Annotated in this window: 19 protein-coding genes and 1 pseudogene; 9 read left to right on the forward strand and 11 right to left on the reverse strand. The window is 67.4% G+C overall.

Annotated elements, in window-relative coordinates; genetic code table 11:
- Nucleotides 1-16 precede the first annotated feature (16 nt).
- From CSEG_RS11725 to CSEG_RS11740, 4 genes are all read right to left on the reverse strand, one after another.
- Nucleotides 17-694, reverse strand: a complete 678-nt coding sequence (locus CSEG_RS11725; RefSeq protein ID WP_013079446.1) for an HAD family hydrolase — start codon at nt 692-694, stop codon at nt 17-19.
- A gap of 109 nt (nt 695-803) precedes the next feature.
- Nucleotides 804-1,151, reverse strand: a complete 348-nt coding sequence (locus tag CSEG_RS11730; RefSeq protein ID WP_013079447.1) for an ArsC family reductase — start codon at nt 1,149-1,151, stop codon at nt 804-806.
- A gap of 66 nt (nt 1,152-1,217) precedes the next feature.
- A complete protein-coding gene (locus tag CSEG_RS11735) occupies nt 1,218-1,790 on the reverse strand; it encodes a 2'-5' RNA ligase family protein (protein ID WP_013079448.1) in 573 nt (190 codons plus the stop codon).
- Between the two features lie 7 nt (nt 1,791-1,797).
- Complete coding sequence (locus CSEG_RS11740; protein WP_013079449.1) at nt 1,798-2,244, reverse strand: DUF2147 domain-containing protein; 447 nt, start codon at nt 2,242-2,244, stop codon at nt 1,798-1,800.
- 242 nt (nt 2,245-2,486) lie between these two features.
- Between CSEG_RS11740 and CSEG_RS11745 the strand changes: the two genes are divergently transcribed.
- Nucleotides 2,487-4,508, forward strand: a complete 2,022-nt coding sequence (locus tag CSEG_RS11745; protein WP_013079450.1) for a phytase — start codon at nt 2,487-2,489, stop codon at nt 4,506-4,508.
- Nucleotides 4,509-4,534: 26 nt separating this feature from the next.
- On the opposite strand, the gene CSEG_RS11750 is transcribed toward CSEG_RS11745, so the two are convergent.
- Together CSEG_RS11750 and CSEG_RS11755 are read right to left on the reverse strand one after the other, a co-directional pair.
- Nucleotides 4,535-4,960, reverse strand: coding sequence for a MarR family winged helix-turn-helix transcriptional regulator (locus CSEG_RS11750; protein WP_013079451.1), 426 nt, complete (start codon nt 4,958-4,960; stop codon nt 4,535-4,537).
- Between the two features lie 103 nt (nt 4,961-5,063).
- Entirely contained in the window at nt 5,064-5,798 is a 735-nt protein-coding gene (locus tag CSEG_RS11755) for a GntR family transcriptional regulator (RefSeq protein ID WP_041538287.1), read from the reverse strand.
- A 128-nt stretch (nt 5,799-5,926) separates the two neighbouring features.
- On the opposite strand from CSEG_RS11755, the gene CSEG_RS11760 reads away from it, so the two are divergent.
- Together CSEG_RS11760 and CSEG_RS11765 are read left to right on the forward strand one after the other, a co-directional pair.
- Nucleotides 5,927-6,997: an aromatic ring-hydroxylating oxygenase subunit alpha gene (locus CSEG_RS11760; RefSeq protein ID WP_041538595.1), complete on the forward strand. Its 1,071-nt coding sequence runs from the start codon at nt 5,927-5,929 to the stop codon at nt 6,995-6,997.
- The gene (locus CSEG_RS11765) at nt 6,994-8,079 is read left to right on the forward strand and encodes a PDR/VanB family oxidoreductase (RefSeq protein WP_013079454.1); all 1,086 of its coding nucleotides are present in this window, start codon (nt 6,994-6,996) and stop codon (nt 8,077-8,079) included. The genes CSEG_RS11760 and CSEG_RS11765 overlap by 4 nt, the downstream gene beginning before the upstream one ends.
- Here CSEG_RS11765 and CSEG_RS11770 read toward each other — a convergent pair.
- Entirely contained in the window at nt 7,969-9,324 is a 1,356-nt protein-coding gene (locus tag CSEG_RS11770; RefSeq protein ID WP_013079455.1) for an alpha/beta hydrolase family protein, read from the reverse strand. The two genes, CSEG_RS11765 and CSEG_RS11770, sit on opposite strands and share 111 nt — an antisense overlap.
- A 294-nt stretch (nt 9,325-9,618) precedes the next feature.
- Between CSEG_RS11770 and CSEG_RS23630 the strand changes: the two genes are divergently transcribed.
- Nucleotides 9,619-11,037 carry a TonB-dependent receptor gene (locus CSEG_RS23630; RefSeq protein WP_322786019.1) on the forward strand — a complete coding sequence of 473 codons (1,419 nt, stop codon included), beginning with the start codon at nt 9,619-9,621 and terminating at the stop codon, nt 11,035-11,037.
- A complete protein-coding gene (locus tag CSEG_RS23635; RefSeq protein WP_322786020.1) occupies nt 11,031-11,951 on the forward strand; it encodes a TonB-dependent receptor domain-containing protein in 921 nt (306 codons plus the stop codon). Before CSEG_RS23630 ends, CSEG_RS23635 begins: the two co-directional genes overlap by 7 nt.
- A gap of 72 nt (nt 11,952-12,023) precedes the next feature.
- On the opposite strand, the gene CSEG_RS11780 is transcribed toward CSEG_RS23635, so the two are convergent.
- The 4 genes from CSEG_RS11780 to CSEG_RS11795 all read right to left on the reverse strand — a co-directional run bounded on the left by CSEG_RS11780 (nt 12,024) and on the right by CSEG_RS11795 (nt 16,845).
- Nucleotides 12,024-13,508 carry an AMP-binding protein gene (locus CSEG_RS11780; protein ID WP_013079456.1) on the reverse strand — a complete coding sequence of 495 codons (1,485 nt, stop codon included), beginning with the start codon at nt 13,506-13,508 and terminating at the stop codon, nt 12,024-12,026.
- 44 nt (nt 13,509-13,552) lie between these two features.
- Nucleotides 13,553-14,374, reverse strand: coding sequence for a p-hydroxycinnamoyl CoA hydratase/lyase (locus CSEG_RS11785; protein ID WP_013079457.1), 822 nt, complete (start codon nt 14,372-14,374; stop codon nt 13,553-13,555).
- A gap of 40 nt (nt 14,375-14,414) precedes the next feature.
- Entirely contained in the window at nt 14,415-15,827 is a 1,413-nt protein-coding gene (locus CSEG_RS11790; RefSeq protein ID WP_013079458.1) for an aldehyde dehydrogenase, read from the reverse strand.
- Between the two features lie 124 nt (nt 15,828-15,951).
- Nucleotides 15,952-16,845: a helix-turn-helix domain-containing protein gene (locus tag CSEG_RS11795; protein WP_013079459.1), complete on the reverse strand. Its 894-nt coding sequence runs from the start codon at nt 16,843-16,845 to the stop codon at nt 15,952-15,954.
- 150 nt (nt 16,846-16,995) lie between these two features.
- On the opposite strand from CSEG_RS11795, the gene pobA reads away from it, so the two are divergent.
- From pobA to pcaF, 4 genes and pseudogenes are all read left to right on the forward strand, one after another.
- Nucleotides 16,996-18,171 carry a 4-hydroxybenzoate 3-monooxygenase gene (gene pobA / locus CSEG_RS11800; protein WP_013079460.1) on the forward strand — a complete coding sequence of 392 codons (1,176 nt, stop codon included), beginning with the start codon at nt 16,996-16,998 and terminating at the stop codon, nt 18,169-18,171.
- Nucleotides 18,172-18,188: 17 nt separating this feature from the next.
- Nucleotides 18,189-18,899 (forward strand): CoA transferase subunit A, encoded by a 711-nt coding sequence (locus CSEG_RS11805; protein WP_013079461.1) that lies wholly within the window; start codon nt 18,189-18,191, stop codon nt 18,897-18,899.
- A complete protein-coding gene (locus tag CSEG_RS11810) occupies nt 18,899-19,546 on the forward strand; it encodes a CoA transferase subunit B (RefSeq protein WP_013079462.1) in 648 nt (215 codons plus the stop codon). The genes CSEG_RS11805 and CSEG_RS11810 overlap by 1 nt, the downstream gene beginning before the upstream one ends.
- Nucleotides 19,543-20,743, forward strand: a pseudogene (pcaF, locus tag CSEG_RS11815) (3-oxoadipyl-CoA thiolase). The gene CSEG_RS11810 and the pseudogene pcaF overlap by 4 nt, the downstream one beginning before the upstream one ends.
- Nucleotide 20,744 lies beyond the last annotated feature (1 nt).

Below are 20,744 nucleotides of genomic sequence, written 5' to 3' on the forward strand. Positions count from 1 at the left end.
TCCGCGCTTTCGAAGGTTAGTCGCCGCCGCCTCGGGCGTTGGATGCAGCCACGTACGAAATAATTTCGGACATCGAGTTGAATGACACCGTCGGGCGATGCTGAGCCAGGATCGAAGGCTTGGCGTAGCCCCAGCCGACCGCCCCGCAATCCAGTCCCACGGCTCGAGCGGCCTCGATGTCGCGAGTCTCGTCGCCGATGCAGATGACCCTGTCGCGCGAAACGCCGCGCGCGGTGACCTGCTTGAACTTGCGAGCCTTGCCAAACAGCGATGCGCCGCAGGCGTAGAGGCTGATCAGCTCGGCGAGATCAGGCCCCAGCACCCGGCGGATGACCTCTTCGCTGTTCGAGCTGACCACCGCGATCTTGACGCCGGCGGCGTGGAGGGCGCGCAGCATCTTGGCCGTCTCGGGGAACAGGGGGATCGTATGGGCGTCGGCCGCCATCAGCTTCTTGCCGGCCCGAGCGATCAGCGGGAGCTTCCAGGGCGACACGCCGAGATAGCGGATAACTTCCCGCGTGCTGCGCCCGCGCAGCATCTCGATCTCCTCATCGGTGACGGTCTTGAAGCCGTAACGGCGCGCCATCGGATTGACGGCGCGCATCATCCACGCGGCGCTGTCGGCCAGCGTGCCGTCGAAGTCGAAGATGACCAGTTCGTACCGCGAGACGCCCTTCTCCCTCACCCGTTTCAAAGTCCCCCTGAAAGCCGCGACGTCGCGGCTGGTCCCCCCAAGTGATAGACTGATCCTCGAAAGCTTGTCGTCTTAAACTTGATCAGACCGGCCTCGGCGCGTCGAGGGTCTAGCCCAGAGCGGCCTCGTAGAGATCGGGCTTGAAGCCCACCAAGCGTCGGTCGCCAAGGTCGAGCACGGGCCGCTTGATCATCGAAGGGTTAGCCAGCATCAGCCCGATCGCCTTTTCGCGGTCGATGTTCTGCTTGTCGGCTTCGTCGAGCTTGCGAAAGGTCGTGCCGGCCCGGTTCAGAAGCGGCTCCCAGCCGAGTTCCTCGACCCAGGCCTCCAGGCGCGGACGGTCGATCCCAGCCGCCTTGTAGTCATGGAAGCCGTAGGCCAGACCCCGGTCCTCCAGCCACTTGCGCGCCTTGGCGACCGTGTCGCAGTTCTTGATGCCGTACATCGTCAGGGTCATGGCCGTCGTCCTCGGCGAATCCGTGCTTTGGACTGGCTCTAGATTAGCGGCGACGCCACGCCAACCTCAGGCGGCGAGCGCCCAACTCTTGAGCACGATGTGGCGGGTCTGGCCCAGCTTGCTTTGGACCAGCACGAAACGGTCTACCGTCCAGTCGATCGGCGCGACAGCCTGGGCTGGAACGACCTGGCCGTCGTAGAGCAGCGTAACGTGCGGAACGAAGGCCTTGTCCGGCTTCAGGCCGACCTTGGCCATCTCCAGCCCCAGCGTCTGCTGGAAGCTCACCAGATCCTGCACGCCCTCTCCGCCTTGCAGCGTGAAGGGATTGCTCCCCGGCCGGTTGGCGAAGCTCATGGCGCGGTCGAGCGTCACGCCAAACGCCTTGGCGGCCACCGCCTCGCCCGCCGCCTCGCCTCTGCGGACAACATCGGCCGGCAGGCCGACATAGTCACCCAGATGATGCAGGGTGACGTGGAAACGGTCGGTCTGCAGGATCTGCCCTCTCAAGCCGAAAGCCTCGCGCAACCGCCGCGCCTCGGAGGCGATCCGTTCGGCCGTCACGGCGTCCGGATACAGCAGGAACATCAGCCGGTCGGTCGGCGTCGGCGGGTCGAAACCCGGCAAACCCATCTGCGTCATAACGGCCTTACGAAGCGCGCGCGGCGGCGTCGACGCGGGTCCAGACCTGCGACTTGCAGAGGAAGTTCGGCAGCAGGCAGCCCTTGGCTCGCAGCGAGGCCTTGTCCAGCAACCGGACCTGGCCGGAGAAGGTCATGTTCAGGTCAGGCACGAAGACCCGTCCCTTCCAATCCACAGGGCCGGTTGGCGAGAAGTCTCGAAGCAATTGCATGCCGATCAGTTCGCGATTGCTGCCCTTGCGGACATCGGCCTGCGCTTCTGCGTTAGCCCACACGACATTGCCGCAAGTGTCCTCGCCGCAGGGCTTGATCTCGATGTGAACGCTGCCCTTGGGATTGCGCCAGACGCCGTAGAGATCTCCCGTGCGCGGCGGCGTCGGATCGGCGGCGCGGGCCGCCTGCACGCTCGACAAGGCCACGCCCACGATCGCAAGCCCCAACAACGCTCGATTCATACTGACCCATCCTTCCGCCGCTTGGGCAAAACAAAGACGACGCCGACGTACGCAGTCGGCGGGCAGACAACGCCTATATCGCTCATCCGCGATTTACAGCAGCGAATTGAACGTCCGGGCGTAACGCTTCAGCGGCGATTGGGATCGCCATCGCGCGCAGCCTTCACGATACTGATGAAATTGTCCGTCAGAAGGCCACAGCCCGCTGTGGTTTGGCGGGGAATCATATCGGGTGGGTGTTCATGGATCGTCTGAAGCTGGCCGCGAGCCTTCTGGCCATGCTGTTCGCCTCGCCAGCGCTCGCCCAGAGCTCGCCCAGCGTCGGCGTCTTGCGCGCCACCGCCCCCACGGCGCAGGGGGGCGCCAACGGCGTGGCGCTGCTGCGCGACCCCAAGGATCCGGCCAGAAGCACCATCGCGGCCAGCGGGAAGCTTGGCGGGCTGGAACTCTACGCCTTGAACGGCCAGCGCCTAGACGCTCTGCCCGGCGGCGAAATCTATGCCGTGGACACGCGTGACGACGGGGCGCGAGCCTTGATTGCCGCCCTGGACCGCAAGGCTGGTCGCCTGCGCCTCTTCGCTCGCGACTACGCCAGCGGCGCGACCACGGCCCTCGACGCCCGCCCCTTGTTGCTGGGCTACTCCGGCGAGGGTCTCTGCCTGCATCGCAGCGCCCGCGACAATTCCCTCTACGCCTTCGCGATGGGCCGAGAAGGCCAACTGGATCAGTGGCTGCTTTTCGAAACCGCCGACGGCAAGCTGGACGGTCGCGTGGTGCGTCGCCTGCACCTCTCTTCCGAGGCCAAGTTCTGCGTCGCCGATGACGCCAGCGGCGCGCTCTATGTCGCCCAGAAGGCCGTCGGGATCTGGCGTTATGACGCCGATCCGGAGGCCGAACCGGTTCCCGCCATCGTCGACATCAATCGCCTGGGCCAAATCGCCGGCGAGGTGGAAGGCCTGGCGGTGATCAACGGCGGCAAGGGCGCCGACTACCTAATCGCCGCCAACCCTGGGCGGGGCGACTACAACGTCTATGACCGCTCCGCCGACGACCGCTTCGTGGGCGGCTTCCGGATCGAGGCTAACGGCGCGGCGGCGGTGGCCAAGCCGTCCGGTCTCTTCGGCTTGCGCGCGCCGCTCGGCGACGACCTGTCGGCCGGCGCCTTGCTGGTCGCCGACGATCGCAAGGGCGGCGGCGACAGCAAGATCGTCTCGTGGGCCGCCGTCGCCGCGGCGTTGAAGCTGCCGACAGGCGTGGACGTGCCGTCCGCCACGCCGAGCCGGCTCGCCTTGGTGCGCCCTGTCATGGAGACCGAGCCGGTCGATCATGATGGCGACGCCGCCGACGATCCCGCGATCTGGGTCCATCCGACCGATCCGGCCAAGAGCGCCATCATCGCCACCGACAAGAAGGGCGGCATGCTGGTCTATGACCTGACCGGCAAGCGGCTCCAGTACCTACCCGACGGCAAGATGAACAATGTGGACCTGCGGGGCGGCTTCAAGCTGGGCGGCAAGACCGTGACGCTGGTCGCCGCCAGCGACCGCACCCACAAGGCGATCGCTCTCTACACGATCGATCCCGAGACCCGCCTGCTGACCAGCGTCGCCGACGGCGTGCAGGCCACCAACCTTTCGGATCCGTACGGCCTCTGCATGTACCGGGACCGCAAGGGCGCGACCTTCGTGTTCATCAGCGATCCTGATGGCTTGGTCCGTCAGTGGAGGCTGAGCCCGACCGCTGCAGGCAAGGTCCGCGCCGAGGCCGTGCGCGACATCCGCTTCGACAGTCAGACCGAAGGCTGCGTCGCCGACGACGAGACCGGCGCGCTCTATGTCGCTGAAGAGGACGTCGCGCTGTGGCGACTGGGCGCCGATCCCAAGGCTGGCGGCGCCCGCAAGGCCATCGCTCGCGTGGCCGACAGTCCGGCGTTGAAGGACGATCTTGAGGGTGTCGGCCTTTATGCGCAGCCCAAGGGCAAGGGCTATCTGGTCGTCTCCAGCCAGGGCGACAACAGCTACGCGGTGTTCCGGCGAGACGGCGATAACGCCTATGTCGGCAGCTTCGCCGTGACGGCCAATGGCGACAACGGCGTCGACGGGATTTCCGAGACCGATGGCCTGGACGTGACGAGCGCCTCGCTAGGCGCTGGCCTGGAGGCCGGAGCCTTCGTCGCCCAGGACGGTCGCAACATCGCCCCGCCGGAACACCAGAACTTCAAGCTCGTGCCGTGGTCCGCCATAGCGGCCAAGCTGAAGCTCTAAGGCCGGCTGACGCCGTTCGCGCTCGCTTAGCGCAGCTTGGCCAGCAGGAGGCTGAGCTGATCACGCTCGGCGGCCGTCAGCGCGGCGAACGCTTCCTGGTCGTGCACGGCGGTTTCCTGCTCGATGCGCGCGCGCAGGGCCTCGCCGGCCGCCGTCAGGTGCAATGCGTTGGTTCGCCGATCGCGTCCGGGACGGCGTTCGATGGCGCCGAGGGCCTCCATCTCGTCCACGGCCTTGACCGTGCTGGCGCGATTCACGCCCAGGGCGCGGCCCAGCGTCGTCTGATCGCAGCCTGGATGCAGGCCGATATAGACGATGGCGGTAGCCCGTGCGGGGGTCACGCCCAGCGGCGCGAGCCGTGCGCTGAGTCCGGCCATCACGCGTACGTCGGCGTAGTGAAGTTGCAGTCCCAGGCGGTTCCCCAGGACGCCAAAGGCGGCGATCTCTTCCATATCGGGCAAGGCTTTAGAGAAATTGGTACGCCAAGGAAACTGTATTCGAACAGGTCTATAGCGCCTCAGCGCGTTAACGCAGGCTCGTCGAGGCCGGAAACCTTCAGTCCGCGCGGATGGTTCGAGCGGCCCCCAGCGGCGTTTCCCCGCTCATCGCCGCTTCGAAAACCTTGGCGTTACGGACCGCGGCCAGGGCGTGATCGCGCATGATCTGCTCCGCCGCGAGCGCATCGCCGCGTTCGATCGCCTCCAGCACCGCCTTGTGCTGCCGGTGCGCCGCGATGAGATGCTCGTACTCGGCGGCGAGATCCGTCAGGTCCAGCGCCAGCGCGCCCGCGCCCGCGAAAGGCTCGAAGTTGTTGCGCGCCAAGGCCGTCTCGACCGCGACATTCCCCGCGGCGGCCACCAGGGTGTCGTGGAACGCCAGATTGTAGGCCGCGTAGCGGTCTAGGTCCTCGGCGCACAGTTGGCCGGAGGCGAACAGGGCCTCGCCCTCTTCGATCAGGGCCGCGAGGCGCTGACGCGTTTGCTCGCTCGCGCCCCCCTCGGCCAAGCGCCGCGCCGCGAAACCCTCGAGCACGCCCCGCACCTCGATGGCGTCGCGGATCTGCCCGGTCGAGACGCCCCGCGCCGCGTATCCGCGCGCGCCTAGGCGGACGACCAGCCCCTCCTGCTCCAGGCTTCGCAGCGCCGTGCGCACCGGCATGCGCGAAACGCCCAGCGCCGCCGCCGTCGGAATTTCGGCGATGCGCTCGCCGCTCTTGATCTCGCCCGAGGCGATCATCTTGCGAAGGGCCATCAGCACGCGTTGGCCCGGCTTCATCCTCGGCGTCTCCATGGCGCGACCCTAGCCGACCGCCCGAGCGCCTCACAAGCTGAAGATTGGATCCAATCTTGACGCCGCCGCCGGAGGCGTGACAATTGGATCCAATTGGCGAAGACCAAAGACCGCGTGAGGAAACGATGATGGGCACCGAACTGGCGACTTCCCTCCCCCCTTGGCCGCTCGACGCCTGGTACGTTGCCTGCACGCCAGGAGAGATCGCCGACAAGCCGTTGGGCCGGCGCATCTGCGGCCAGGCCATGGTCATTCACCGCGGCAGAGACGGCCAGGCGGTGGCCTTGGAGGATTTCTGCCCTCACCGCGGCGCGCCTCTCTCCCTGGGCTTCGTACGGGACGGCGAACTCGTCTGCGGCTACCACGGCCTGGCCATGGGGTGCGATGGTCGAGCGGCCTCCATGCCCGGCCAGCGCGTTATCGGCTTTCCGGCGATCCGCGCCTTTCCGGTGCTGGAACGCTACGGCTTCATCTGGGTCTGGCCGGGCGATCCCGCCCAGGCCGATCCGGCCAAGCTGCACCCGCTGTTCTGGGCCGAAAGCCCCGATTGGACCTACGGCGGCGGGCTCTATCACATCGCCTGCGACTATCGGCTGATGGTCGACAACCTGATGGACCTGACCCACGAGACCTACGTCCACGCCACCAGCATCGGTCAGAAGGAGATCGACGAGGCGCCGGTGACCACCAAGCTCGAGGGCGACGAAGTGGTGACCAGCCGCTTCATGGAGGGAATCCACGCCCCGCCGTTCTGGCGCATGGCCCTGCGCGGCGCGGGCCTGCCCGAGGACGCCCTGGTCGACCGTTGGCAGATCTGTCGCTTCTCATTGCCCAGCCACGTCATGATCGAGGTCGGCGTGGCCCTGGCGGGCCATGGCGGCTACCAGGCGCCCGCCGACAAGAAGGTCTCCAGCGTCGTCGTGGACTTCATCACGCCGGAGACCGAGACCTCTCACTGGTATTTCTGGGGCATGGCCCGCAGCTTCGCGGTTTCCGACGCGGCCCTGACCGACACCATCCGCGAAGGCCAGGGCAAGATCTTCTCCGAAGACCTGGAAATGCTGGAACGCCAGCAGAAGAACCTGCTGGCCTGGCCCGACCGCAAGCTGCTCAAGCTGAATATCGACGCCGGCGGCGTGCGCTCGCGCATGGCGATCGACAAGGCCATCGCGCAAGAAGTCGCGGCGCGCGCCGGATGATCAAGGTTCGCGTCGCGTCCCGCGTCCCCGTCGCTGAAGACATCATCGGCCTGGACCTTGTTCACGCCGACGGCGAGGCGCTGCCCCCTTTCAGCGCCGGGGCGCATGTCGATCTGTTCCTCGGCAACGGCATGACGCGGCAATACTCGCTGTGCAACGATCCGGCCGATCAGAGCCGATACCGGATCGCCGTCTTGCGCGAGCCGTCTTCCCGCGGCGGCTCGGCCTTCGTGCACGACGCCCTGCTCAAGGGCGCGGTTCTGACGATCAGCCCGCCCCGGAACCTCTTCGCCCTGGACGAGGACGGACATGAGCACCGGCTGTTCGCGGGCGGTGTCGGAGTGACGCCGATCCTGGCCATGGCCTACCGGCTCCATGCTTTGGGCGCGCGCTTCATCCTGCACTACTGCGCGCGATCGCGGTCGCGCGCGGCGTTCCTGGAGGAGCTGGCGGCCGCGCCGTTCGCCGCGTCGGTGCGTCTGAGCTTCGACGACGAGCCAGACACCCGCCTTGATCTCGATGCGGTGCTGGCCGCGCCCTCGCCTGACCGCCGCATCTATGTATGCGGTCCGGGCGGCTTCATGGCCTTCGTCACCGAAGGCGCCGCCGCCCGCGGCTGGACCTCCGGTCAGATCCGCAGGGAGCATTTCGCCGCCGAGGTTGCGCCGACGGACCAGAACCGCCCATTCGACCTGGTGATCGCCAGCAGTGGCCAGGTCGTGGGGGTGGCCGCGGACCAGACGGCGGCGCAAGCCTTGGAGGCGGCCGGGGTGTTCGTGCCGCTCTCTTGCGAACAAGGCGTCTGCGGGACCTGCCTGACTCCCGTGATCGAGGGCGAAGTGGAGCACCGCGACGCCTTTCAGACCGACGCCGAAAAGGCGGCGGGCCTGGCCTTCACCCCTTGCTGTTCACGCGCCCCGGGGCCAGCGGCTGGTGATCGACCTCTAAATCCGAGGCCAGGCTACGGGCCGCTACCGAGGCGCCGCCGGCGCCGCCGCGGTGTCGTGGCGAAGCTGCAGCCCAAGCGCCCAGCGGTTCTGGAAGCCCGGCCAATAGCCCGCGCTGGCCGTGTCCGATGGTGAGGCGTAGGCGCCCGCCGAGCCCGCGTCCGACCCGGGCCGCCAGACCCCGTCGACGGCCTTGACCGTGGGCACGGCCAGATAGGCGCCGTGCGCCTGGTCGCCCTTCAGTCGCGCGTCCAGGAAGGCGGTGATGAAGTGGCGGTTGATGGCCAGGATGCGGTCGCGACGCCACACGGGCTCCTCGAAGCGCACGACGGATTGGAAATCGCCGACAAGGCTGGGCGGCGTGCCGTCGCGCGCGATGTTGTGACGGGCGTTCTCATAGACCAGCAGGTTCCGATCGGCGCCCGTCATCGCGCCATAGACCCAGGCGACGCCGTCGCCATAGCCGCTCACGTCGTCTTGGTCGCCGACGATGAGCAGACTGGGAACGGTGATCTTGGCGAGGCTTTCGGCGGTCCAAGCGCGCAGCGGCGGCGCGCCGCCCCAGGGTGCGAAAGCCACCATCGCCTTGACGTTCTGGGGCGCGCCCGCCGCGAACGTTGGATTGTCGGTCGTGAATGGCCGCAGCAGGCCGGCGGGCGCCGACTTCGAGAGAGGTCCATTGGGATCCAGCCCCGCGCCCATAGTCGCCAGCGCGCCGAATCCGCCCATCGAATAGCCTATCAAGGCCACGTTTTCGGCGTCGTAGACATCCCGCAAGGGACCTTGCCCACCTTTGCGGGTCAGAGCGTCGATGACGAACCGCTGGTCGGCGACCCGGGTGATCACCGTGGTGGCGAAGGACAGCTGAGGCGCGGCCAGGGTGACCGGCTCCAGATCGTGGTGATCGATCGCCGCCACCACATAGCCCTTGGACGCCAGGTTCTCGGCCAGGTCGCTAAAGCTGGTCGCCCAATTGCGATAGCCGTGTGAGATCACCACCAGCGGAAAGGCTTGGCCACGCACAGGCTTGGCGTCCGGATAGGCGCCGCCGGTCTTGTATGGGACCTCCGCGGGCGGCTTTCCGGCCGCCGGCTTGTCCGGCATCGTGTAGCGCGCCCTCGGCGCGTCGGCCGCCGGCTTGACCGCCGGATGCCAGAACGTCAGCGGCAGCGAGCGGTCGCCGCGGGCCAGCTTGCCGGCCGCCAGGTCGCTGGCGACTAGATCTGGCTGGTCCTTCTGGATCAGGGTCTGGGTGAGCACGCCGACGGGATAGGCCCCCGGCGCGGCCAAAGCCGGCGCGTCGGAGAGAGCTTCCTGAGCCAGACTCGCGCTTGGCGAGGCCAACAGCAAACAAAGCAGCCATCCGATCGGGAATTTCATCGCGGAACCCTTTTTACGCCCAGAAGCGCGGGAGCCCGCCCGACGACAAGACGGGGCGACTCGTGCGCGCTGGGTCAGCGACTTAGCCGAGGCTCAAGACAGGTTTGTCACAAGCGCCCGACACTCCGTGCAAGGACACCAAGCCAAACCGTAGTTAAAAGCAACGCTTTCACGGAGCGGTCACATACCCGTCGCGAATTCGCAGTCGAGCCACCTTAAGCGCACGCCCCAAGGGCTCTCGCCCGCCGAATCCAAGGGGATCAGTGCATGCGTTATCTTCATACGAGAAACTTGATGGTCGCGGTCAGCGGCCTGGCCCTGATGACCGGCGCGGCCCACGCCGCCGAACCCGCCGCTGCTCCCGCCGACACCTCGGCGTCTCAAGTGGAAGAACTTCTGGTCACGGCGCAAAAGCGTGAGCAGAAGACGGTGGATGTCCCTCTGGCCCTGACGGCCTATTCGGGCGCGTTCCTCGACAAACTTGGCGTGCAGGAGTTCGAGGAACTGGGCCAGTTCGTGCCCGGCTTCGACGTTCAAAACCAGTCGCCGAACAACCCCGGCTTCGTGATGCGCGGCATCACCTCGGATTCCGGCGAGGCCACGAACGAGCCGCGCGTCTCGGTCTATCAGGACGGCGTTTCGGTCTCGAAATCACGCGGCTCCTATACCGAACTGTTCGATCTGGAGCGGGTCGAGGTGGCCAAGGGCCCGCAGTCGACCCTCTACGGTCGCGGCGCCCTGATCGGCGCGGTCAACGTCATTCAGGCCAAGGCCAAGCACACTCAGGACTGGAGCGCCAAGGTCGAGGGCGGCAACTACGGCTACTGGCTCGCCGAGGGCATGATCAACATGCCGATCACCGACAGCCTGGCGATCCGCCTGTCGGGCCGCGCCAAGCAACGCGACGGCTATGTGAAGAACCTGCTCGGCGGCGAAGACTTCAACTCGACCGACACCAAGGCCGTGCGCCTGGCGATCAACTACGCCCCGGGCGACCGTTTCAAGCTGGACGTCCTCTACAATTACGAGATCGACAAGCCCTCGGGCACCTCGTTCAAGTCGCTCAGCTACGCGCCCACTAACCCGACCACGGGCGCTGTGATCGGTGACCTTGGCCGCAACTCCGGCGCGGCCCTGACCACGGTGGATGGCTTCGAAAACGGCCAGAAGCTGGGCCTGAACCGTCGCCTGTGGAGCCTCACCAGCCTGGCCAGCTACAAGATCAGCGACAGCCTGACCCTGAACTCGACCTCGGCCTATCGCTACTTCAGCGGCGAGGAAGTGTTCGATCCGGACGGCTTCTCGCTGCCGATGTTCACCTTCGCCGAGGATGCTGAAGGCAAGTCGGCCAGCCAGGAATTCCGCCTGAACTACGATAACGGCGGCAAGATCACCGCCTTTGGCGGCCTCAGCTATTTCTGGGAAGACGGCTCGCAGCGCGTGCCGCTGCTGATCAACGAGAAGGTGACCTATCTCTTCCTGACCGGCCAACTCGCGCGCCCCAACGGTCTGTCGATGACGACGATCAACGCGCTGCCTGGCCTGTCTGTGTTCCCGTCCAACCACTTGGAAGAATACACCAACTACGGCAAGACGAACTCCTACGACGCCTTCGCCGACGTCACCGTCCACGCCACCGACAAGCTCGAGCTGGCCGCGGGGGCCTGCGCTACACCTATGACGACAAGCAGAGCGGCTACAAGGCGGTGCTGAACGGCCCGTCGATCGTCGGCGGCAGCTCGGCCACGGCCGGCGTGCGCGGCCTGTTGGTCCAGTCGACCTTGAACAACGCGGCGCAGTACAAGAGCTTCACCGACTCCGGCGTGACCTATCGCGCTGTGGCCCGCTACGCCGTGACCGACAACGCCAACGTCTACGCCTCGGTTTCGACCGGCCGCCGTCCCAAGGTGCTGTCGGGCTCGAACAGCAAGCCGGGCGCCGCCGCCACCTTCAGGGAAATCCCGGCCGAGAAGGTCACGTCCTACGAAGCCGGCGCCAAGGGCGAGTTCCTGGAGCGCCGTCTGGTCCTGGAAGGCTCGGTCTACCACTACGAATACACCAACTTCCAAACCAGCGTCCGCGACGCCAACGGCCTGGTCACCTCGACCAACGCCGGTTCGGCCAAGTCGACGGGATTCGAGGGCCAGGCCACCTATCAGCCCACCGCGGACGTCAGCCTGTTCGCCACCTACGGCTACAGCCACGCGCGCTTCGCGGTCGGCCTGTTCGACGGCAACCACTTCCGCCTGTCGCCCGACCATTCGGTTTCTGTGGGCGCCAATCTGTCCACGACTATCGCCGGCGGCCGCCTGACCTTCCTGCCGACGTACACCTGGCAGTCGGAGCAATTCTTCGACAACAACAACGACATCGCGTCGCTGCAGAGCACCACGGGCACGATCAAGGACACCGTCCAAGACGAACGTCAGAAGGCCTTCGGCCTGGCAAACCTGCGCCTGACCTACCAACCGGAGGGCCGGAACGTGACCTTCGGAGCCTTCGTCAACAACGTGTTCGACGAGAAGTACATCAAGGACGCCGGCAACACCGGCGACGCCTTCGGCATCGCGACCTTCATCGCCGGCGAACCTCGCTTCTACGGCCTGTCGGTGTCGATCCGCCACTAGACCAAGGCAAGGGATCGGTCGCCACGGGCGGCCGATCCCGCTGCCGACGACGCTGGCGCGCAGCTCCTGGGCTCAGGTCCTTGGCGCCAGCAGCTGCTCCCGCAGCACTGTCTTTTGGATCTTGCCGGACGCGGTGCGCGGCAAGGCGGCGACGAGGGTCAAGCCCTTGGGCAGCTTGTAGCGGGCCAAACGCCGCTCGAGATGGGCCAGAACGCCGGCCAACTCCAACGCCGTCCCCTCGCGGCAGGTCGCCACGAGATGGCCGACCTCACCCCACTGGGGATCTGGCAGACCCACCACCGCGCATTCGACGATCGCCGGGTGATCGGCCAAGGCCGCCTCGATCTCGGCCGGATAGACGTTCTCGCCGCCCGAAATGAACATGTCCTTCTTGCGGTCGACCAGCCAGTGATAGCCCTCGGCGTCCGCCAGCGCGATGTCGCCGGTGCGGAACCAGCCATCCTCGGTGAACGCTCGCGCGGTGTCCTCGGGGCGTCGCCAATAGCCGAGGAAGACGTTGTCGCCCTTCAGCAGCAACTCGCCAGGAACGCCAGCCGGGCAGTCACGGTCCTGGTCGTCGACGATGCGGGTGAACACCGCCGGCATGGGCAGTCCGGCCGAGCCCGCGCGGGCGTCGATCAAGGCCGCATCGGCCGGCATGCCGAACACCGTCCCCGCCTCGCTCATGCCGTAGCCGTCGACCACGGGGATGCCTTGGGCCAGCCAGGCGCGGATGTCGGAGGCCAGATGCGGGGCTCCGCCGGTGAAGACCGCGGTCAGGCGCCGCAAGGCCGAGGCGTCGAATGTCGGCTGCGCGCGCAACATGGCGGCCATCTGCGGTACACAGAAATAATGCGTCACCCCCAACGCCGGGTCGCCGAGCCGCTTCAGGGTTCGGGTCGGCTCGAATCCGTCTGACACTAGGATCGTCCCGCCGTGCATCAGCACGGGGCGGATAGAGGTGATCAGGCCGATGATGTGGAACATCGGCGCGTCGACCAGGAAGACGCTCTCGTGCGTGACCTTGCCCAGGCGTCCGAAATTGATCGCCGTTTGGTCGAGATTGCGCTCCGAGAGCATCGCGCCCTTGGGACGGCCCGAGGTGCCGGAGGTGTAGAGGATCAGCGAGGGCCGCTCGCGATCGGCCGATGCCGTCAGGTCCGGCTCGGCCGCGTCGACCTCGGCCTGCAGCGCGTCGAGATCGAGCCCCTCGAGCCCCGCCGCCGCCAGATGAGCGTCGCCGACGATCAGGGTCGGCGCGCTGTCCTCCACCAAGGCCTCGATCTCGGCGGGGGACAGACGCCAGTTCAGCGGCACGAACATCGCGCCCAGGCGAGCGCAGGCCAGGTGCAGGACCGCCAGCAGCACGCGGTTGCGGGCCAGGGTGGCGAGGCGATCGCCCTGCCCCACGCCGCGCCGGCGCAACACCGTCACGGCGCGGGCCACCGCGCCGTCCAGCTCGGCGTAGGTCCAGGAACGCCCGCCCGCCAGATCAACGGCCGCCGGCCGGTCGGGCTGCAGGCGCGCTTGGAGAGCGACGTGGTCCGTCGGCGTCATCGGCTCTCGCCTTCCTCGTTGTTTCCCCCTGGCCGCCTCTCGCTCTACTTGGCGAGATTGTAGGCCCCAAGCCCTGGCTTGTAGGTCTTGTCGTCGATGAACTGCTTGATGCCTTCCTTACGACCCTCGTTGTCGAACGAGTTGGCCGCCTCCTGGGCCCGGACCAGATAGTCCTCGGCGTTGTCGTAGGTCATCTCCTTGACCCGCCGGATCGCATCCTTGGTCGCCTTCAGGGCCACCGGGTTCTTCTTCAGCAGCACCTCGGCCAGTTCGAGGACGCGCGCCTCGAGCTTGTCGAGGGGCACGCTCTCATTGACGAGACGCCACTCGGCGGCCTTCTTGCCGTCGATCAGCTCGCCGGTCATGGCGTGGTACATGGCGTCGCGCAGCGGCATCAGGTCGACCACGACCTTGGTGGCGCCGCCGCCCGGCAGGATGCCCCAGTTGATCTCGGACAGGGCGAACTGCGCCTCGTCGGCGGCGATCGCCAGGTCGCAGGAATAGAGCGGGCCATAGCCGCCGCCAAAGCACCAGCCGTTGACCATGGCGATCGTCGGCTTCTGGTACCAGCGCAGGCGCCGCCACCAGCCGTAGGACTCACGCTGGGCCTGGCGGGTCGCGCCCAGGCCTTTGGCCTCGGTCTCGCGGAAGTATTCCTTCAGGTCCATGCCAGCGGACCAGGCCGAGCCCTCGCCGGTCAGAACCAGCACGCCGACGTCGTCGCGGAACTCCAGCTCGTCCAGCACCTGCATCATCCGTCGGTTCAGGGTCGGGCTCATGCAGTTGCGCTTGTCCGGGCGATTGAACTTCACCCAGGCGATGCGGTTCTCGACCCGGAAGGTGACGGTGTCGTCGGCGTTCGTCATGTCTGGTCCTTGGATAGGGATGGAAGAGACGCGCGGCGCGTCAGATCGGGAAATGGCCGGGCTGGGTCTCGACCGTGATCCAGCGCAGCTCGGTGAAGGCGTCGATCCCGGCCTTGCCGCCGAAGCGGCCGTAGCCCGAGGCCTTGACCCCGCCGAAGGGCATCTGGGCCTCGTCGTGCACGGTCGGGCCGTTGACGTGGCAAATGCCGGACTGGATCCGGCGCGCGACCTTCAGGCCCCGCGCGATGTCGCGGGTGAAGACCGAGGCCGACAGGCCGTACTCGGTGTCGTTGGCCAGGGCTATGGCGTGTTCCTCGTCGCGGGCGCGGATCACGCCGACCACGGGGCCGAAGCTCTCCTCGCGGAAGAGGCGCATGTCGGGCGTGACCTTGTCGACGACGGTGGCCGGCATCAGCACGCCCTTGGCCTCGCCGCCCGCCACCTGGACCGCGCCGGCGGCGACCGCGTCGGCGACCAGGCCTTGCACGTGAGAGACGGTCTTCAGGTCGACCACCGCGCCAAGCGGCGTCTTGCCCTCGCGCGGATCGCCGACCGCCAGGCTGGCGGCCTTGGCGGCGAACTTCTGGACGAAGGCGTCGGCGACGGCCTCGACGACGATGATCCGTTCGGTCGACATGCAGATCTGGCCCTGGTTCATGAAGGCGCCGAACGCGGCGGCCTTGACCGCCTCGTCGAGGTCGGCGTCCTCTAGGACGATCAGCGGCGCCTTGCCGCCCAGCTCCAGCAGGACGGGCTTCAGATGCTCGGCCGCGCGCTTGGCGATGATCTTGCCGACCGCCGTCGAGCCGGTGAAGTTGATGCGGCGCACCGCCGGGTGATCGATCAGGGCGCCGACCACTTCGGCCGCGTCCTTGGGCGCGTTGGTGACGATCGACAGCGCGCCCTTCGGCAGCCCCGCCGCCTCGAAGGCCTCGGCGATCAGACCGTGGGTGCGCGGGCAGCTCTCGGAGGCCTTCAGAACGACGGTGTTGCCGCAGGCCAGGGGCGTGGCGACCGCGCGGACGCCCAGGATGATCGGCGCATTCCAAGGGGCGACGCCCAGGATCACGCCGACCGGCTCGCGCACCGCCATGGCCAGGCAGCCGGGCTTGTCCGACGGAATGACTTCGCCGTTGATCTGGGTGGTCAGGGAGGCGGCCTCGCGCACCATCGAGGCGGCCAGCATCAGATTGAAGCGGGCCCAGCCTTCGGTCGCGCCGATCTCGCCCATCATCGCCTGCACGAAGGCGTCGGCGCGGGCTTCCAGCGCTTCGGCGGCCTTGTAGAGCAGCGCGCGGCGGGCATTGGGGCCAAGAGCGCTCCAGGCCGGCAGCGCCGCCTGGGCGGCGTCGGCCGCGGCGCGCGCTTGGTAGGGCGTCATCGCGACGGAAGTGGTCGCGACCGCGCCGGTGATCGGGTCGAGGCGCTCAAAGACGGCTTGGGTCGAGCTCATGTTTGTTCCTTCCCTTGGACGGCGCGGCGCGTTGTTTCGCGCGAATTATTCGTATGCTTCTCGCTTTGTATGCCAGGCAAACAATGCTGACAAGTCACAATTCCAGCTCGAGTTCAAACGATTGTCAGGCCGCCAAGGCGGCCGAACGCGCCGCCCGATCCAGCCTGTACCGCTTGGGGGACAGTCCCTCCGCCTTGGCGAAGAACCGCGAGAAATAGGCGGGATCCTCGAAGCCAAGGTGATAACCGACCTCGGCGATCGTCATATTCGAATACAGCAGCGCGCGCTTGGCCTCGAGCATCAGGCGGTCCTGCACCAGGCGCAGCGGCGAAGCGCCGGCGGCGCGCATGCAAGCGGCCCTCAGGCGCGGCAACGCAACCCCCAGCTTGCGGGCGTAGGCCTCCATCGGAAGGCCCTCCCGATAGTGCGCCTCCACCAGTTCGCGGAAGCGCGCGACCAGGGCGATGTGGCCGCCTCGCAAGGCTGGACCAACGGCTTCGTCCTGCACCTGGCGACGCAGCGCCTCCACCAGGATGGTCAGCAGGTGAGCCTCGGCCGCGGCCCCGCCGCCGGGCGCGGTCCAGACCAGCTCGCGCGACAGCTCGGCCAGCGAGGCGGCGACGCGCGAACGCGCGTCCAGAGGCGTCTGCCGCGGCGCGCGGAACAGGCTGGCGAAGGCCGGCTCCCGCGCCGTCAGGTCGCGCAGATAGCTGTCGGCGATGGTCAGGACCGAGCCGGCCGTCTCGACCTCGTAGGCGAAGCCGTGCACCCGGCCGGAGGGAACCAACAGCAGGCACGGCGCGGCGAAGGCGATGGCCTCGTCATCGACATGCATCACCCCCCCGCCGGCCGAGATGTGGAAGACGTGGTTGAGGTCCGTATGCGCGTGCGCGCGTATGTTCCAATTATTGGGCCTTGTTCGATCGTCCAATTCCTCGAGATGGATGAACTTGCCCTGCACCGTCTTCAGGGGCTCGCCGAACAAAAAGAAGCTAGGAATTGTTGAACTATCGGGCACCTGCAACGCTCCTGACTAGCGTTCGCGCGCTGACGTCGCAGATCGAAAAGTCCAACTTTTTGGCAGCTCTGTCCATCCCCAGCGAACCGCCGAGCGCTCAATCTGGCTTCAAGTCGCCCCAGAGCGGCGTCAGGGCGAAACGAGGACCACATGCGCACACAGGTCGCCATTATTGGCGCCGGCCCCGCCGGGCTGCTCCTGGCCCATCTGCTGCGTCGCGCTGGCGTTGAAGCCGTCGTCATCGAGCGCCGCGACCGCGAGTATGTCGAGGGCCGCGTCCGCGCCGGCGTCCTGGAGCAGGTCACGGTCGATCTGATGAACACGCTGGGCCTGGGCGAGCGCATGCGCGCCGAGGGGCTGGTGCACACCGGCACCAACATTGCTTCCGACGGCGATCTCTTCCGCATCGACATGTCCGAACTGACCGGCGGCTCGACGGTGATGGTCTATGGTCAGCAGGAGGTCATGAAGGACCTGTTCGACGCGGCCGAGCCGCGCGGCGTGCGGATCATCTTCGACGCCGAGGATGTCGCCCTGCACGACATCGACGGCTCCAAACCCTACGTCACCTGGCGCAAGGACGGCGCGGAGCACCGCCTGGATTGCGACTTCATCGCCGGCTGCGACGGCTACCACGGCGTCAGCCGCGCCACGATCCCGGCCGATGTGCTGAAGACCTTCGAGCGCGTCTATCCGTTCGGCTGGCTGGGCGTGCTGGCCGACGTGCCGCCGTGCGATCACGAGCTGATCTATTCCAACCACGAGCGCGGCTTCGCCCTGGCGTCGATGCGCTCGCCCACCCGCAGCCGCTACTACATCCAGTGCGGCCTGGACGAGAGGATCGAGGACTGGAGCGACGAGCGCTTCTGGGACGAGCTCTGCCTGCGGCTGGGTCCTGAGGCCGGCGCGCGGGTGACGCGCGGCGCCTCGTTCGAAAAGTCGATCGCGCCGCTGCGCAGCTTCGTCAGCGAGCCCATGCGCCATGGCCGCCTGTTCCTGGCGGGCGACGCCGCTCACATCGTGCCACCGACAGGGGCCAAGGGCCTGAACCTGGCCGCCTCGGACGTGATCATGCTGGGCGAGGCGCTGACCGAGCACTACCTGGAAGGCTCGAACGCCGGCCTCGACGGCTATTCGGCCCGGGCGCTAGCCCGCGTCTGGAAGGCCGAGCGCTTCTCCTGGTGGTTCACCAGCCTGACGCACCGCTTCCCCGACCGGGACGGCTTCGACCGCAAGATGCAGGTCGCCGAGCTGGCCTACATGCGCGGCTCGCGCGCCGCCCAGGTCACCCTCGCCGAGAATTACGTCGGCCTCCCGCTGGTCTAGGAGGCTTCGGAGACCCCATGAAGAGCAAGATTTACGAGAGCGCCGCCGCGGCCCTGGAGGGCGTCGTCTTCGACGGCATGACCCTGATGTCCGGAGGCTTTGGCCTGTCGGGCAATCCCGAGACCTTGATCCCGGCCCTGAAGGACACCGGCGTCAAGGGCCTGACGGTGATCAGCAACAATTGCGGCGCGGACGGCTTCGGCCTCTGGATGCTGCTGAACAACGGCCAAATCCGGAAGATGATCTCGTCCTACGTGGGCGAGAACAAGCTGTTCGAGCAGCTCTACCTGTCGGGCGAGCTGGAGCTGGAGCTGAACCCGCAGGGCACCCTGGCCGAGCGCATCCGCGCCGGCGGCGCCGGCATCCCGGCCTTCTACACCAAGACCGGAGTCGGCACGGTCGTGGCCGAAGGCAAGCCGGTCGAGACCTTCGAGGGCGAACCGTACGTCCGCGAGACCTGGCTGCGCGCCGACCTCGCCATCGTCAAGGCGTGGAAGGCCGATCCGGAAGGCAACCTGATGTTCCGGATGACGGCCCGCAACTTCAATCCGGTCATGGCCACGGCCGGCAAGGTGACGATCGTCGAGGTCGAAGAGATCGTCGAGGCCGGCGAACTCGACGCCAATGCGATCCACACGCCCGGCATCTATGTCGACCGCATCATCCGCTCGACGATCAACGAAAAGCGGATCGAGAAGCTCACCACCCGTCCTCGGGAGACCGTGTAATGGCCTGGACCCGCGACGAGATGGCGGCCCGCGCCGCCCGCGAACTGAAGGACGGCTTCTACGTCAACCTCGGCATCGGCATCCCGACCCTGGTGGCCAACCATATCCCCGAAGGCGTCCACGTCACCCTGCAGAGCGAGAACGGCATGCTGGGCATGGGGCCCTTCCCCTATGAGGGCGAGGCCGATCCGGACCTGATCAACGCTGGCAAGCAGACCATCACCAAGCTGCCGACCTCCAGCTTCTTCGACAGCGCCCAGAGCTTCGCCATGATCCGCGGTGGGCACATCGACCTGACGGTGCTGGGCGCGATGGAGGTGGCCCAGAACGGCGACATCGCCAACTGGACGATCCCGGGCAAGATGGTGAAGGGCATGGGCGGGGCCATGGACCTGGTGGCCGGCGTCAAGCGCGTCATCGTGGTCATGGATCACGCCAACAAGGCCGGCCAGAGCAAGGTCCTCAAGCGCTGCGCCCTCCCCCTGACCGGCGCGGCCTGCGTCGACATGGTCATCACCGATCTCTGTGTCTTCGACCTCGACCGCAAAGGCGGCGGCCTGACGTTGATCGAGCTCGCTCCCGGGGTCACCCTCGACGAGATCAAGGCCAAGACCGAGGCCGATTTCGACGCGGGAGCTTTCGCATGACCACCGCCTATCTCTGTGACGGGATCCGCACGCCGATCGGCCGCTACGGCGGCGCCCTGGCCAAGGTGCGGGCCGATGACCTGGCGGCGATCCCGCTGAAGGCGCTGGCCGCGCGCAATCCCAGCCTCGACCTCTCGGCCCTCGACGAGGTTGTGATGGGCTGCGCCAACCAGGCCGGCGAGGACAATCGCAACGTCGCCCGCATGGCCCTGCTGCTGGCCGGCTATCCGGTCGAGGTCCCCGGCGTCACCGTCAACCGCCTGTGCGCCTCGGGCCTGGAGGCCGTCGGCTACGCCGGCGCGCGCCATCCTGTCGGGCCAGAACGACCTCGTCATCGCCGGCGGCGTCGAGAGCATGAGCCGCGCGCCGTTCGTGATGGGCAAGGCCGACAGCGCCTTCTCGCGCAACGCCGAGATCTACGACACCACCATCGGCTGGCGCTTCGTGAACCCAGCCATGCGCAAGGCCTATGGCGTCGACTCCATGCCCGAGACCGCCGAGAACGTCGCCACCGACTACCAGGTCAGCCGCGAGGACCAGGACGCCTTCGCCCTGCGCAGCCAGCAGCGCGCCGCCGCGGCCCAGGCCAACGGTTTCCTGGCCGGTGAGATCACGCCGGTCGAGATCCTTGGCAAGGCTGGCCCGACGATCGTCGACCGCGACGAGCACCCGCGCGAGACCACGCTGGAGGCGTTGGCCAAGCTGAAGCCCGTCGTCCGCGAAGGCGGCACGGTCACGGCCGGCAACGCCTCGGGCGTCAATGACGGCGCGGTGGCCCTGATCGTCGCCTCGGAAGATGCCGTGAAGCGTCACGGCCTGACGCCGCGCGCTCGGATCACCGGCTACGCCACGGCCGGCGTGCCACCGCGCGTCATGGGCGTCGGCCCGGTCCCGGCGGTTCGCAAGCTGCTGGCCAAGACTGGCCTGTCGATCGGCGACTTCGACGCCGTCGAACTGAACGAGGCCTTCGCCGCCCAGGGCCTAGCGGTCCTGCGCCAACTGGGTCTGCCCGACGACGGCGAGCACGTGAACGCCAACGGCGGCGCCATCGCGCTGGGCCACCCCCTGGGCGCGTCCGGCGCGCGGCTGGTGCTCACCGCCCTGCGGCAGCTCGAGGCGACCGGCGGCAAGCGCGGCCTCGCCACCCTTTGCATCGGCGTCGGCCAGGGCGCCGCCCTCGCCTTCGAGCGCGTCTAGG

Origin of the sequence: Caulobacter segnis ATCC 21756, from assembly GCF_000092285.1 — a bacterium.
Lineage (GTDB): Bacteria > Pseudomonadota > Alphaproteobacteria > Caulobacterales > Caulobacteraceae > Caulobacter > Caulobacter segnis.

What these genes read in the sequence shown, in the direction of transcription:
- CSEG_RS11805 (WP_013079461.1), top strand. Translation starts at nt 18,189, where the DNA reads ATGAAGAGCAAGATTTACGAGAGCGCCGCCGCGGCCCTGGAGGGCGTC.
- CSEG_RS11785 (WP_013079457.1), bottom strand. Translation starts at nt 14,374, where the DNA reads ATGACGAACGCCGACGACACCGTCACCTTCCGGGTCGAGAACCGCATC.
- CSEG_RS11810 (WP_013079462.1), top strand. Translation starts at nt 18,899, where the DNA reads ATGGCCTGGACCCGCGACGAGATGGCGGCCCGCGCCGCCCGCGAACTG.
- CSEG_RS11735 (WP_013079448.1), bottom strand. Translation starts at nt 1,790, where the DNA reads ATGACGCAGATGGGTTTGCCGGGTTTCGACCCGCCGACGCCGACCGAC.
- CSEG_RS11750 (WP_013079451.1), bottom strand. Translation starts at nt 4,960, where the DNA reads ATGGAAGAGATCGCCGCCTTTGGCGTCCTGGGGAACCGCCTGGGACTG.
- CSEG_RS11790 (WP_013079458.1), bottom strand. Translation starts at nt 15,827, where the DNA reads ATGAGCTCGACCCAAGCCGTCTTTGAGCGCCTCGACCCGATCACCGGC.
- pobA (WP_013079460.1), top strand. Translation starts at nt 16,996, where the DNA reads ATGCGCACACAGGTCGCCATTATTGGCGCCGGCCCCGCCGGGCTGCTC.
- CSEG_RS23630 (WP_322786019.1), top strand. Translation starts at nt 9,619, where the DNA reads ATGGTCGCGGTCAGCGGCCTGGCCCTGATGACCGGCGCGGCCCACGCC.
- CSEG_RS11745 (WP_013079450.1), top strand. Translation starts at nt 2,487, where the DNA reads ATGGATCGTCTGAAGCTGGCCGCGAGCCTTCTGGCCATGCTGTTCGCC.
- CSEG_RS11740 (WP_013079449.1), bottom strand. Translation starts at nt 2,244, where the DNA reads ATGAATCGAGCGTTGTTGGGGCTTGCGATCGTGGGCGTGGCCTTGTCG.
- CSEG_RS11730 (WP_013079447.1), bottom strand. Translation starts at nt 1,151, where the DNA reads ATGACCCTGACGATGTACGGCATCAAGAACTGCGACACGGTCGCCAAG.
- CSEG_RS11755 (WP_041538287.1), bottom strand. Translation starts at nt 5,798, where the DNA reads ATGGAGACGCCGAGGATGAAGCCGGGCCAACGCGTGCTGATGGCCCTT.
- CSEG_RS11765 (WP_013079454.1), top strand. Translation starts at nt 6,994, where the DNA reads ATGATCAAGGTTCGCGTCGCGTCCCGCGTCCCCGTCGCTGAAGACATC.
- CSEG_RS11760 (WP_041538595.1), top strand. Translation starts at nt 5,927, where the DNA reads ATGGGCACCGAACTGGCGACTTCCCTCCCCCCTTGGCCGCTCGACGCC.
- CSEG_RS11780 (WP_013079456.1), bottom strand. Translation starts at nt 13,508, where the DNA reads ATGACGCCGACGGACCACGTCGCTCTCCAAGCGCGCCTGCAGCCCGAC.
- CSEG_RS11770 (WP_013079455.1), bottom strand. Translation starts at nt 9,324, where the DNA reads ATGAAATTCCCGATCGGATGGCTGCTTTGTTTGCTGTTGGCCTCGCCA.